11 protein-coding genes are annotated in these 13,362 nt (G+C 63.2%); 5 read left to right on the top strand and 6 right to left on the bottom strand.

The genetic code is table 11. The features are described 5' to 3' along the window. Positions 1-250 precede the first annotated feature (250 nt). The gene (locus AB7G19_RS18475; protein ID WP_166342125.1) at positions 251-577 is read right to left on the bottom strand and encodes a BA14K family protein; all 327 of its coding nucleotides are present in this window, start codon (positions 575-577) and stop codon (positions 251-253) included. Between the two features lie 1,426 nt (positions 578-2,003). On the opposite strand from AB7G19_RS18475, the gene AB7G19_RS18480 reads away from it, so the two are divergent. The 3 genes from AB7G19_RS18480 (at position 2,004) to AB7G19_RS18490 (ending at position 5,757) form a co-directional block, all read left to right on the top strand. Beyond that, positions 2,004-2,732 carry a gluconate 2-dehydrogenase subunit 3 family protein gene (locus tag AB7G19_RS18480; RefSeq protein WP_275552125.1) on the top strand — a complete coding sequence of 243 codons (729 nt, stop codon included), beginning with the start codon at positions 2,004-2,006 and terminating at the stop codon, positions 2,730-2,732. 693 nt (positions 2,733-3,425) lie between these two features. Next, the gene (locus AB7G19_RS18485; RefSeq protein ID WP_441268006.1) at positions 3,426-4,514 is read left to right on the top strand and encodes a GMC family oxidoreductase; all 1,089 of its coding nucleotides are present in this window, start codon (positions 3,426-3,428) and stop codon (positions 4,512-4,514) included. 82 nt (positions 4,515-4,596) lie between these two features. Continuing rightward, positions 4,597-5,757, top strand: a complete 1,161-nt coding sequence (locus tag AB7G19_RS18490; RefSeq protein ID WP_283016774.1) for a c-type cytochrome — start codon at positions 4,597-4,599, stop codon at positions 5,755-5,757. Between the two features lie 94 nt (positions 5,758-5,851). Here the strand turns inward: AB7G19_RS18490 and rpmG are convergent, their stop codons facing one another. Both rpmG and AB7G19_RS18500 read right to left on the bottom strand, forming a co-directional pair. Then, positions 5,852-6,019: a 50S ribosomal protein L33 gene (rpmG, locus tag AB7G19_RS18495; protein ID WP_007603295.1), complete on the bottom strand. Its 168-nt coding sequence runs from the start codon at positions 6,017-6,019 to the stop codon at positions 5,852-5,854. A gap of 207 nt (positions 6,020-6,226) precedes the next feature. Then, positions 6,227-7,552 (bottom strand): LLM class flavin-dependent oxidoreductase, encoded by a 1,326-nt coding sequence (locus AB7G19_RS18500; protein ID WP_166342122.1) that lies wholly within the window; start codon positions 7,550-7,552, stop codon positions 6,227-6,229. A 220-nt stretch (positions 7,553-7,772) separates the two neighbouring features. On the opposite strand from AB7G19_RS18500, the gene AB7G19_RS18505 reads away from it, so the two are divergent. Continuing rightward, the gene (locus AB7G19_RS18505; protein WP_166342121.1) at positions 7,773-8,315 is read left to right on the top strand and encodes a hypothetical protein; all 543 of its coding nucleotides are present in this window, start codon (positions 7,773-7,775) and stop codon (positions 8,313-8,315) included. A gap of 76 nt (positions 8,316-8,391) precedes the next feature. Further along, positions 8,392-9,750, top strand: coding sequence for a metallophosphoesterase family protein (locus AB7G19_RS18510; RefSeq protein ID WP_166342120.1), 1,359 nt, complete (start codon positions 8,392-8,394; stop codon positions 9,748-9,750). Between the two features lie 27 nt (positions 9,751-9,777). Here AB7G19_RS18510 and AB7G19_RS18515 read toward each other — a convergent pair whose 3' ends face one another. Genes AB7G19_RS18515 through rnr form a run of 3 tightly spaced genes read right to left on the bottom strand, consistent with a single transcriptional unit; the run spans position 9,778 to position 13,351 of the window. Further along, positions 9,778-10,527, bottom strand: a complete 750-nt coding sequence (locus AB7G19_RS18515; RefSeq protein WP_441268007.1) for an NUDIX hydrolase — start codon at positions 10,525-10,527, stop codon at positions 9,778-9,780. A gap of 32 nt (positions 10,528-10,559) precedes the next feature. Further along, complete coding sequence (locus tag AB7G19_RS18520; RefSeq protein WP_166342118.1) at positions 10,560-11,000, bottom strand: DUF983 domain-containing protein; 441 nt, start codon at positions 10,998-11,000, stop codon at positions 10,560-10,562. Continuing rightward, the gene (rnr, locus tag AB7G19_RS18525) at positions 10,994-13,351 is read right to left on the bottom strand and encodes a ribonuclease R (protein WP_441268008.1); all 2,358 of its coding nucleotides are present in this window, start codon (positions 13,349-13,351) and stop codon (positions 10,994-10,996) included. Before rnr ends, AB7G19_RS18520 begins: the two co-directional genes overlap by 7 nt. Between the last annotated feature and the right edge of the window lie 11 nt (positions 13,352-13,362).

Below are 13,362 nucleotides of genomic sequence, written 5' to 3' on the forward strand. Positions count from 1 at the left end.
CTACTTCTTCGCTCGTGCCTTGGACGCGACGCGGCGCTTCGGGGGGCGCGCTGTCACAAGCGTCGGCACCCGAGGCGTCTCCTCCGGCAGAACGAGGAGCATGAGGATCCGAGGAGAGTCACGCGTTGGCCGTGATGCGCAACGCGTCATGGAAAGTTCGAGACGCCATCTCGACGGCGCCTCGAATCCAACCGGGTCATCTGGCCATCCGTTCGGACATCCACGTGATCCGGTGACTTGCGGCTTTGCGTTACCTGCAAATATGGCGGTTGCCGTCCCACCCGAGGTAGGTGCTCGTCGCCGGATCGTAGGATCGATAACGCTCCGCGCAGGAACGTGAAGCAGCGCCATCCGCGCGAGCCATGGCGCTGTCCGCGCCTTGCGCAGGAGCTGCGCCATCCGGCAATTCGAGGCCCAGCCGACCGGCCGGCGTCAGCGTGCCGTTCAGGTTGCGATTGGGGTTCTCGGCCTCGTACGTATCAGGATGGCTGCTCGCAAAGCCGGATTGCGCGTAGGCGGCGCTTGCGGTCAGGCCCGACAACAAAGCCACGGCAGCGAGAATTTTAAGTCCAGTCATGATCCATCTCCATCATTGCCCGGTGCAATCGTGCTGCCGGTGCGAGAGGAGTTGGATCGACATCTGCGCTGAACAAGCGCGCTTGATCGCATACCCGCGACCTGACGCGGTCTCGTCGTTCAAATGCAGAAAGAATCGTTTGCTTGTGGAACGCAAAAGAATGGGCCACCGCCGCCATGCTCTCGTGCCCCGGGCGCAGCGCAGCGTCACCTCGACGGTGCGCTTGCGCGCGACCGGCGGGCGACGCTGGGCTAGCTGCGGCCAGCGCTGGCCGACATCGGGTCCAGGTTCAACTGAAACAGAAAGCCAGCGGGCGGTATGGACTAGCGACGTCCTGATCGCTTGAGTTCGGCGACCTTAAACCTGTTGCCGGCCTGCAGGCTGCTGCAAAACCAGTGGGCCTTGTTTCGGTTTTCGCCCAGGAACACCTTGGTTTCAACGCAACCCTCGTAGGATGTATGGGTGATGGTGTCTCGGCACGTTGGCGAGAAAGGTCCATAGTTCGTACCGCCGCCCGACTCGCTGCATCCGACCCAGGGATCTTTGCCGCTTGGGAAGCTTGATGCACAGCCACCGTTGCAGCTGCTGGCGACTTTCTCCAGGCTGGCAATCCTCCCCATCACCGAGCCCGGCGCATACGAAGGCGTGCTCGCGGTTGACGTTCGAGCGGTTGACGCAGTCCGACGCGGCGCCGTTGTGTTTGCTCCCCGCTCCGACACGTGCGGCTTTGCCACCTGTTTCGGCGCGTCGACCGTGACAGGGGGAATCGTGGCGGCGGACCCAGTCGGGATTTGCGACGCTGCCGGGGCGCACAGCAAGGCAGTTGATAAGACAGCGACGGCTGAGGGCACGACAAAGCTTGACGAGAATTTCATGAGCATGTCCTTCCCAAATTCGGGACGGAGATGCCGCCCCGGTAAATGCACGGTAACATACATTTCGGATTGGGCAACCGAGGGTTGAGGGGGCATCTGCCTATAAACTCGCCATCCACACAAAGCGTGGCCCTCGGCGGAACGGCTCTGGATTGCTCCGTCGCAAGAGCTCCTCGCAACGACGGCGTGGAGAAGGAGCCGCGCGTCTACTTCAGTCTCGTGCCCCGGACGCAGCGCAGCAGCGTTGCGCACTGCAGCGCGTCCGGGACACAGGAGACTTGCCGCGAGATTCCGCTGCCTGCTCGCAGCAATCGGCTCCGTGTTTTTTTGGAAACGCGCCGGCTTCGTGAAATACGCGATCAATTTGCGATCGTACAACGAGAAGCCGCGCGTTGAGAGTCGGTGAGGTGTTCACGGGCAATTGTTGTCGATCATGACCGATAGATGCAGGTCGTGAGCGACGTGGAGGCGTTTCACTTCTCCGAAAGCTCATCGAAGTTCCAGCGCGGTGGACCGACGAGGAAGAAAAAATGAAACAGGGGACGCCCACAATGATCGGCCTGCGACGCAGGGAATTTCTTGCTGGGACGGCCCTGCTGCTGTTCAGCGCGACGACCGTCAAAGCCGCCACAATCGCAGGGAGGTTGCCCTGGGCTCCAAATGCGGGAAATCCGCCGCCGCCAATCAAGCTTGGGCCGTGGGAGTTCTTCAACGGCGAAGAAGGCAGAGCCATGGAGGCACTCGTTGATTGCATCATCCCGCCGGATCCGGAGACGCCGGGCGGCAAGGATGCCGGCTGCGCCGTGTTCATCGACCGGCAGCTGGCTGGGCCTTACGGCCGGCAGGAGGGATTGTATGTGCGCCCACCGTTTCAGGCCGGCCTGAAGAATCAGGGCCATCAGTCGGCGAACGGTCCGGCACAGGATTATCGGGACGGTCTCGCTGCATTCGATCGTGCGTGCAAGCAGCACAGTGGTGGAAAGCCCTTCGCCGAGCTCTCCGGCGACGACAGGATCGCGCTTCTGAAGGCGGTCGACAAGGGCGAGCTCAAGCTCGACGGCGTCGACGGCAAGGCGTTCTTCACGCAACTCGTCAAGGACGCCCAGATGGGATTTTTCGCGGACCCGATCTATGGCGGGAACCGCGACATGGTCGCGTGGAAGATGATCGGCTATCCGGGCGCGCGCTACAACTATCTCGATTGGGTGAACCGCCACAACGAGCGCTTTCCGCTGCCGCCGGTTGGCATGACCGGCAACGCGCAATGGACGAGGTCGTAGCATGTCCCGAAGGCTTCCCAGGAAAGACGTCGTCATCGTCGGTTTCGGCTGGACCGGCGCGATCATGGCTAATGAGCTGACCGACGAGGGGCTCGAGGTCATCGCTTTCGAGCGCGGTCCATGGCGCGACGCGCCGACGGATTTTCCGCCGGGCTACATGCAGGACGAACTTCGTTATCGCATCCGGCACGAGCTGTTCCTGCGTCCGGACCAGCTGACGTTCACGTTCCGCAACAAGATGGACCAGACGGCGCTGCCGATCCGGAGCTGGGGCGCGTTCATGCCGCCGAACGGCGTCGGTGGCGGGGGCGTGCACTGGAATGCCGAAATGTGGCGGTTTCTCCCGTCGGATTTCGTGCTGAAGACACATCTGACCGAACGCTATGGCGCGGCGTTCCTGCCCCCGGATATGACGATCCAGGATTGGGGCGTGACCTATGACGAGCTCGAGCCGCATTACGATCGCTTTGAATATCTGTGCGGCACGTCGGGGACGGCCGGAAATCTGAGCGGCAAGATCATGGACGGCGGCAATCCGTTCGAAGGGCCGCGGTCCCGTCCTTATCCGACCCCGGCGCAGGCCCAGCCGTTCATAGCCATACGCTGTTCGGGAAAGCCGCGCGCGAGCTCGGCTACAAGCCGTTCCCGCAGCCTTCGGGCAATCTCTCGCAAGCCTATACGAACCCGCTGGGCATGCGCCTTGGCCCCTGCACCTATTGTGGCTTCTGCGAGTGGTTTGGCTGCGGCAATTATTCCAAGGCCAGCCCGCAAACAACCATCCTGCCGCATCTCATTCGAAAATCGAACTTCAGCCTCCGCGACAATTCAGAGGTTGTTAGGATCAATGTCGATCGTTCAGGCAAGCGCGCTACCGGCGTGACATTCGTGGACTCGAGCGGCGAAGAATGGGAGCAGCAGGCCGACCTCGTGATCCTGTCGGCTTACACGATGTTCAACGTGCAGCTTCTTCTGCATTCGCAAATCGGGCAGCCCTACGACCCCGTCACCAACACTGGGGTCGTCGGCCGAAACTACACCCACCAGACGATCTCGTCGGTCAATGGCTTCTTCGACAACAAGAAGTTCAACTTCAACCCGTTCATCGCATCGGGTTCGATCGGGATGTGTATCGACGAGTTCAACGGCGACAATTTCGATCACGGGCCGCATGGTTTCGTCGGCGGCGGCTATGTCGGCCAGGTGCAGACAGGTGCTCGTCCGATCGAAAGCACCCTGGTGCCGCCGGGAACGCCGGCATGGGGCGCCGACTGGAAGAAGGCGGTGAAGGAGAATTATCTCAGCACGGTCAAGCCCGGCACCGGTGTGCATGGCAGCTTCTACGCCTACCGCGACATCTACCTGGATCTCGACCCCGCCTATAAGGACCGGTTCGGGCGTCCGCTGATGCGGATCACGATGGATCTCAAGGAGAACGAGATCAAGCAGAACAAGTTTCTCACCGACAAGTTCGCCGAGATCATTAAGGCGATGGGCGCTGAAAAGCTCGCCGTGCAGTATCGAACCGCGCCATACGACATAACGACCTACCAGACGACGCATCTCAACGGCGGTGCGATCATGGGGGCCGATCCCAAGACAAGCGTCCTCAACAAATATCTGCAGAGCTGGGATGTCCCGAATCTGTTCGTGATGGGGGCAAGCGCCTTTCCGCAGAACGCCGGCTACAACCCGACGCTCACGGTCGGCGCGCTCGCTTATTGGTCGGCGGCCGCGATCCGGAACCAGTACCTCAAGAATCCCGGAAGGCTGGTCGATGCGTAGGATTCCTCGCGTATGCACGCTCGTTTGCGCAGTGCTCGCTTCGGCGTCGCTGGCTGGCCGCGCGCATGCCGGCTCCGCAAACATGCAAGAGTTCACCCAGATCGAACGCGGGCGCTATCTGTCGATCCTGTCGGACTGTGCCGGCTGCCATACCGTTCCCGGCGGCAAGCCGTTTTCGGGTGGGCGGCCGATCGAAACGCCGTTCGGCAACATCATATCGCCCAATGTCACGCCCGATCTGGAAACGGGCATTGGAGCCTGGAGCGACGATCAATTCGATGCCGCGGTGAGAAAGGGTATCGGACGAACCGGCGCGCATCTCTATCCGGCCATGCCTTACAATGCGTACACCCGGATGTCGCGTGACGATGTGATGGTAATCCGGGCCTATCTGACTTCGCTGGAGCCGGTCCGAAATTCGCGCAACGCGGATACGCTTCCGTTTCCATTCAATATCCGCTCAACGATGATCGTGTGGAACGCGCTCTACTTCACGGCAGGTGAATACAAGCCGGAACCGACCAAATCCGCCGAATGGAATCGCGGCAAGTTCATCGTCGACGGGCCGGCGCATTGCGGAGCCTGTCACACGCCGAAGACGCTGCTCGGAGGCGACCGAACCGATCAATATCTGCAGGGAGCAAATCTCCAGGGCTGGTCGGCGCCTGACATCACCAACAACCGGCGGACAGGACTGGGCAGTTGGACGGCAAACGATGTCGCGCTCTACCTCAAGACGGGGCACAATCGCGCTACCGCTGCGACAGGGCCGATGGCGGAGGCCGTCGAGCTGTCGACGTCCAGGATGAAGGATGAGGATACGAAGGCTATTGCGACGTATCTGAAATCATTGCCGGGCAACAAGGATGAGGCGAGGCTTGCCCCGGTGGCTGCGAACGTGATGGCGGCCGGAGGCGCGATCTACCGAGACCAATGTTCCGCCTGCCACGGGATCGAAGGCAAGGGCGTTCCACACCTGTTTCCCGCCCTCGCAGAGTCTACGATGGTGCAATCAAATGATCCCACAACGGCAATCCGAATGGTGCTCCGTGGTGCGCGAAGCGTCGGCACCAAGGCCGAGCCGACGGCACCCGGCATGCCGTCCTACGGCTGGCAGCTCGATGATCGCCAGGTCGCGGCGGTGCTCAGCTTTGTCAGAAATAGCTGGGGTGGTGCCGCTGCCCCGATCGATGCAGCCGAAGTGACGCGTGTTCGGTCCGACACCGCTTTACGCAACGACTGAGCCGGCCGTCCGAGACGTGAGCCGCAAAATAAAAACGGGGCCGTGAAGCCCCGTCGAAAGTCCGTAGCTTATTCCGCGATCTTACTTGATCTTCTTACTTGATCTTGGCTTCGCGGAACTCGACGTGCTTGCGCGCGACCGGATCGTACTTCTTCTTGACCAGCTTGTCGGTCATGGTGCGCGAATTCTTCTTGGCGACGTAGTAGAAGCCGGTGTCAGCCGAGGACACGAGCTTGACCTTGATGGTGACCGCTTTGGCCATGTTCAGAACCTCAGGAATGAAGGGAATCTGGAGCCGGCCAAACGGCCCGCGTTGGCCGGCAACCTAGCCAGAAACCGCCTGATGTCAAGGTTTCGAAGCGTTTTCGAGCGAAGTGGGCACCGGTTCGCGTCAAGAAAACGCGTCAAAAACAACAACCTAGAGCCCCGAACGGGGCTCTAGGGCGGAAAACCACCCAAAACGGTCCCATTACGCCTCGAAGAACCGGTTTTTCGGCCGCGGCAGGCCCAGATTCTCCCTCAAAGTGGCCCCATCATACTCTTTGCGGAAAATCCCGCGACGCTGCAGCTCCGGCACCACCTTGTCGACGAAATCGTCGAGGCCGGCGGGCAGGAACGGGAACATGATGTTGAAGCCGTCGGAGCCGCGCCCGACCAGCCATTCCTCCATCTGGTCGGCGATGGTCTTGGCCGTGCCGACGAAGGACAGCCCGCCATAGCCGCCGACGCGCTGGGCGAGCTGGCGCACCGTGAGCTTGTCGCGCTTGGCGAGGTCGACCATGCGCTGGCGGCCGCTTTTGCTGGCGTTGGTCTCCGGAATCTCCGGCAGTTGCCCGTCCGGATCGAAGCCTGAGGCGTCCGTGCCGAGGATGACCGAGAGCGAGGCGATGGCGCTGTCGTAATGCACGCGGCTGTCGAGCAGCGCGCGCTTCTCCTTGGCCTCATCGACGCTGTCGCCGACCACGACGAAGGCGCCGGGAAGAATCTTGAGATGTTCGGGATCGCGGCCGATCTTCTCCATGCGGCCCTTGATGTCGGCATAGAGTTTTTGGCCGTCGGCGAGGGGGCCGCCGCCGGTGAACACGGCTTCCGCCGTCTCCGCCGCAAGCTGCCTGCCGTCCTCCGATGCGCCGGCCTGCACGATCACCGGCCAGCCCTGCACGGGCCGCGCGATATTGAGGGGGCCGCGCACCTTCAGATATTTGCCGTTGTGGTCGAGCACGTGCATCTTCGCGGGATCGACGAACACGCCGCTTTCGACGTCGCGCACGAAGGCGTCGTCGGCGAAGGAATCCCAGAGGCCGGTGACGACGTCGTAGAACTCGCGGGCGCGCTTGTAGCGCTCGGCATGCTCCATGTGGTCGTCGAGGCCGAAATTCAGCGCCGCGTCCGGATTCGAGGTGGTGACGATGTTCCAGCCCGCGCGCCCGCCGCTGAGATGGTCGAGCGAGGCGAAGCGGCGCGCCACGTGGTAGGGCTCGTCAAACGTCGTCGAGCCCGTCGCGATCAGGCCGATGCGCTCGGTGACGGCGGACAGCGCCGACAGCAGCGTGAACGGCTCGAACGAGGTCACGGTGTGGCTGCGCTTGAGCGCATTGACCGGCATGTTCAGCACGGCGAGGTGATCGGCCATGAAGAAGGCGTCGAACTTGCCGGCCTCGAGCTTCTGTATCAGCGTCTTGATATGGCCGAAGTTGAAATTGGCGTCCGGCCAGGCCCCCGGATAGCGCCAGGCGCCGGTGTGGATGCTGATCGGGCGCATGAACGCGCCAAGCTTGAGTTGCCGTTGTGCCATCGCCCCGTATCCGTTCTGGATGTCGTTGGGGAAGACATAGGAACGCCTGGGAACTCCGCCATCGGGGGAGGCGGGAAGATTTTTTCGTTTTTCGCGACGCGCTCAGCACAATCGCGTCATTCCAGGCCGCGCGCAGCGGCAAGGGCATGACGAATGCGGCCCGCATCGAACCAATCCCGCGCTCGCCCCGACCAAGCCAGGACCCGTGAGGAGACCTTCAATGGCAGGCGCAATGACCGTGGACGGCAGTACCGTTCGCATCGACCGGCCTATGCCCTGGGTCGGCCGCCTGCTGTCGCTGCCGCTGCTGGCCGCGAGCGGTTATCTCTTGTGGAATGTCGCGCTCGGCCTGCGCCAGGATTTTTCCGGCTTCGGCCGGCTCGCCGATGATCTCGTGCCGGTGCTGGTGTTCACGGGGTTGGGACTGCTCGTCGGCATTCCCGGAATGATCCTGCTGACGTACCGCACTTTCGTCGTGCTCAACGAGACGCTGCGCTTGATCGTCATCACCAGGCAGTTCGGCCCGCTCAATATCCGCAGCCAGCGCGATCTCGCCGACTATCACTTCGTCAGCATCACCGACGACTATGATGCGGATCTGACGACCTACGACGTCAATCTCTGCGGCAACAGGGGCACCGAGCCGATCACGCTTCAGAGCTTCACCAGGCGCGAGGAGGCGGACGAGCTCGCAAGCGAGATCGGTCGCGTCCTGAAATTGCCGGCGCGCGACTATGTCGGCACCGAGCCTGATGATTCCTGATTAGGTCCAGCCACGACCTGTTGCTACCCGTTGCGGAAATTGCCATCCTCGCGGCCGAACACCGCAATGGAAGGCCATGACCTCAACGAATAATTCCATTCCCGCGCTTCTACCGCGCGGCAGGGGCCACCAATTCCTGTTGTATGGCGACTCCTGTTCCGGCGTTCCGGGTGGATTGCACGAAAAGACCTTCGCCTCGGTCAATGCGGTCGTTCAACGCCTGAGGCCGCAGCCTGAATTCGTGCTCTTCCCGGGCGATGAAATCATCGGACTGACGCCGGATCCGGACGCGCTCCGCGCGCAGTGGCGCTATTGGCTGGATACGGAAATGGCATGGCTCGACCGTGCGGCCATTCCGATGTGGCACACAACCGGCAACCACACGACCTATGATTTGATGAGCGAGGCGGTGTTTCGCGCAGTGCTCGAGCTGCCGAAAAATGGACCGCCGGGACAGGTGGGCCTCTCCTACTTCGTGCGACGCGGCGACCTCCTGATGGTGTTCGTCAACACGCTCTGGAGCGGCCTGGGAGGTGAGGGCCATGTCGAGCTCGGGTGGCTGGAAACAACGCTCAGAGAACATGGCGACGCCCGACACAAGCTCGTCCTTGGCCATCATCCGGTGTTTCCGATCAACGGCTTTACGGGGACGTATCAGCGCGAGATCGGCCACGAATACGCTCGCCCGTTCTGGGACATCCTGGTGAACGAAAACGTGTTTGCCTACCTGTGCAGCCACATCCTCGCCTTCGACGTGCAGGCGCATCGCGGTGTCCTGCAGATCTGTACTGCGGGCGCGGGAACGGCTCACAGGATGCCGGAAGGCGTCGAGTATCTGCATTGCATTCAGGCCGCGCTTGACGAGGAAGGCCTGCGTTATCAGGTGCTCGATGTTCACGGCGCGATCAGGGAGAAGTTGGAATGGCCGCTGCGCGATCCTGATCCCGCCCTGTGGGGGGAGCTGCCGCTCGGGGAAACCGAAGCGCCGTTCAGCGGATGCGTGGAGAGCGGGCGGCGGATCGAGCTGAGGCTCGTGGGGCAAAGCGCTGCGACCGATGTCGCAGCGGCCCAGACGATTTTCACGGCTTTCGCGCCGGGTTCGATCGCGCCGTTCTGGCTTGGGCTTCGGGGACCGAGGCAAACCCTGACAGCCATCGTGGGGCGTGAGCCGGGACGCAGTCCGTCCTATTGGTTTGGACCTGACCTTCCTGCGGGCGACGGTTTCGATATTCACGTTACGCTCTATCCGGATATGGGCCCCGGCGGTCTCCTATACCGCGATCACGGCTCCACGCGCTGGTCGTCTTTCACCTCTGCGACGGCGCGAGGGCTGGATAAGCTGGCGTGGCCGCGACATTGGGCGATCGGCCACGGACAAGGTGGCAGCGAAGACCGCGCCTTCAGAGGTGCCGCGCTGAGTTTGCTGATCGCGTGAACGAGCCTGGGGAGTTCGGCGGCTGGATCAGCCCAAGATATCCTTCTGCATCTTGCCGCCGTAGAAATGGAAGAACGGCACCGGCGCATCGTGACGGAGCGGGCCGGTGGCAAGGCGGGTGTCGAGCTCGTTGAGCACGTTGCGTGTCATCGGATGCAGATCGGCGAGCGGCTTTGAGCCGAGCTCGACCCAGACCAGCTCGACCAGCTCGGCATCGGCATGGATCACGCCCTCGACGCGGTGGGTGATCGCGGAGGCATCCGCGGTGAAGAAGCGTGTGTCGAAGCGCTTGACGCGGCCAGGCGGAGTGATCGCGCGGGCGATCAGGAACAGGCTGGAGGGGTCGGGCAGCAGGCCCGCATCCGCGAACGGCTTCCAGGCGCCCTCGAGTTTTGCTTTCCCCTCGGTCCTGCGCCCGAGGCAGAGGCCGGTCTCTTCGCAGGCCTCGCGGATTGCGGCAATCGCAAGCGACTTTGCGCGCGAGGCCGGGGTCTTCGGGCTGCCCTTGGCGAGATTGGCTTCCAGCTCGGCGGTGATGGGTGCAGCACACGGCACGCGGTAGTCGTCCTTGTCGACACGGCCGCCGGGGAAGACGAACTTTCCGGGCATGAACACCACCTTGTCGTGGCGCTTGCCGACCAGGACCTTTGGAACGTTGCCGCTGCGGTCGACCAGGATCAGCGTCGCCGCATCGCGGGGGCGGAAATAGGGATGGTGGTCGGCTTCCTTGCCCTCGTGGATCTTGGCCTTCTCGGCTCCCTGCGACGTATCCGTCATGTCCTCACCCAAACCGCTTTTTGATTATTTGCTTAGACCGGCGGAATACCATCCGGAGGGTTGTCGTCAAAGCCGTGCATGCGCAGAGCCCATTGCAAGCCGACCACAGCTCCCTTGACCGGCTGGAGCAGCGCGAGCGAGGCGACGAAGGTGAAGGGCAGATAGGCCGCGAAGCTGAGCCAGACCGGCGTGGTGTAGTTGGTCTCGATCCAGAGGATCGTGGGCACCACGATGTGGCCGACGATGACGATCACGAGATAGGCCGGCAGATCGTCGGCGCGATGCGGCGTGAAATCGAGGCCGCAGACCGAGCAACTGTCCGCGGTTTTGAGAAAGGCGCGGAACAGCTTGCCCTCGCTGCAGCGCGGGCAGCGGCTGCGAAAGCCGCGCTTCATGGCCGTCCAGACGTCGCGCTTCTCGACGAGGCCGGTCTCGCGCGTCCAGATCTTTGGGGCCGTGCTCGTCGTCACCATGCCTTGCCCTTCTGACCCCCGCCTTTTCCTTTGTTCTTGCCCTTGCCCTTCTTGGGTTTGCCGGACTTTTGCTTCGGCGGCTTGCGTTTTTTATCCGGACTGCGTCCAGGATGCGCCTTGAACGAGGGGCGGCGTTGCGGACCGGATGGCCTGCGGCCGCGCGGCGCGGTCTCGCCGGTCGACGACAGCAGCTCGAAGCGCAGCGCGCCTGCGATGGGAGCTGCTTCTATCAGACGGACGTCAACGACGTCACCCAGCTGATGCATGGTGCCGCTGCGCGTGCCGACGAGCGCGTGTCGGCTCTCGTCATAGTTGAAATATTCCGTGCCGAGGGATCGGATCGGGATCAGGCCGTCGGCGCCGGTCTCGGCGAGCTTGACGAACAGGCCGGCGCGCGTGACGCCGGAGACGCGGCCCTGGAAGCTTGCGCCGATGCGGTCGGCGAGGTGATGGGCGATCAGCCGGTCGACGGTCTCGCGCTCCGCCTTCATCGCGCGCCGCTCGGTCACCGAGATATGGGCTGCGACCTCACCGAGGCTTTCCGGCGTCTCGCTGTCGGGCAGTGCGCCTTCGCCGAGGCCGAGCGCGCGGACCAGCGCGCGGTGCACGACGAGGTCGGCATAGCGGCGGATCGGCGAGGTGAAATGCGCGTAGCGGCGCAAATTCAGGCCGAAATGACCGTAATTCTCGGAGGAGTATTCGGCCTGTGCCTGCGCGCGCAGCACGACCTCGCTCACCAGCGGGAAGTGGTCGTGGCCTTCGAGCTGCGCCAGCACGCGGTTGAACAAAGCCGGGCGCAGCGCGCCGCCTTTCGCGAAGGGAACGTCCAGCGTCTCCAGAAACTCCGCGAGTGCGTGGACCTTCTCCAGCGTCGGCTCGTCATGCACGCGGTAGATCAGCGGGAGCGACTTCTTCTCCAGCATCTCGGCCGCCGCGACGTTGGCGAGGATCATGAACTCCTCGATCAGCTTGTGCGCATCGAGACGTTCAGGCACGACGACGCGATCGACCGTGCCGTTGCTCTTCAAGAGGATCTTGCGCTCGGGCAGATCGAGATTGAGCGGATCGCGTTCGTCGCGGGCGCGCTTGGCGCAGGCATAGGCGGCATAGAGCGGCCTCAGGATCGGATCGAGCAGGGGTCCGGTGGTGTCGTCGGGCCGGCCGTCGATCGCGGCCTGCGCCTGCGCATAGTTCAGCTTCGCCGCCGAGCGCATCAGGATGCGGTGGAAGCTGTGCGAGCGCTTGCGCCCGTCGGGGCCGAGCACCATCCGCACCGCGAGCGCGCCGCGCGGCTCGCCCGGCACCAGCGAGCAGAGATTGTTGGAGATGCGCTCGGGCAGCATCGGCACAACGCGGTCCGGGAAATACACCGAGTTGCCGCGATCGAGCGCGTCGCGGTCGAGCGCGGTGCCCGGCCGCACGTAGAAGCTCACATCGGCAATGGCGACATCGACGATGAAGCCGCCTCTGTTGTTCGGATCAGGATCGGGCTGCGCATGCACCGCGTCGTCGTGATCCTTCGCATCCGGCGGGTCGATGGTGACGAGCGGCACGTCGCGCCAGTCTTCACGTCCCTTCAGATTGGCCGGCTCTGCCGCTTCGGCTTCACGCTCTGCCGCGGGCCGGAACTGCAGGGGGATGTCGTGCGCGTAGATCGCGATCAGGCTGATTGCCTTCTCCGACTTGACCGAGCCGAGCTTCTCCTTGACCCGGCCTGATGCCAGCCCAAAGCTGCGCGAGCGGATGATGTCGACGCTGACGAGGTCGCCGTCCCGGGCGCCGTGCGCGTCGGCTGCGGCGATGTTCAGCTCGCGGTCGGCGGACTTCTTGTCGACCGGGACCAGCCGTCCGCCGCCTTCGGGAAGCTCGCGGAACACGCCGAGGATGCGGCTCTTCGTCTTGTCGAAGACCTTGATGATGTGGCCGCGATAGGCCGGACCTTCGTTCTCGTCCGAGCGCTCGACGCGCAGCAGCGCGCGATCGCCGACACCGGCCGCGGTGCCGGGCTTTGGCCGGCGCGGCATGACGATGAGGATTTTTGGCGGTTCGCCGCTTTCGACCTCGTCCCATTCGGTGGGGGAGGCGATCAGCTCGCCGTCACTGTCGCGGCCGGTGATGTCGGCGACCAGCGTCGACGGGAGCGCGTCCGGCTCGGAAACCTTGTGGCGTTTTTTCTTGATGGTGCCGTCGTCGGCGAGCTCGCGCAGCATGCGCTTGAGCTCGATGCGATCGGCGTTCTTCAGGCCGAACTCGCGCGCAATTTCGCGGGTCCCGACCTTTCCGGGATTTGCCTTGATGAAGGCGACGATGGCGCTCCGGTCGGGAAAGCCATGGTCATTCTTGCGTTTCACTTAACCTCTAA

Origin of the sequence: Bradyrhizobium sp. 215_C5_N1_1 (assembly GCF_052075935.1) — a bacterium.
Classification (GTDB): domain Bacteria; phylum Pseudomonadota; class Alphaproteobacteria; order Rhizobiales; family Xanthobacteraceae; genus Bradyrhizobium; species Bradyrhizobium barranii.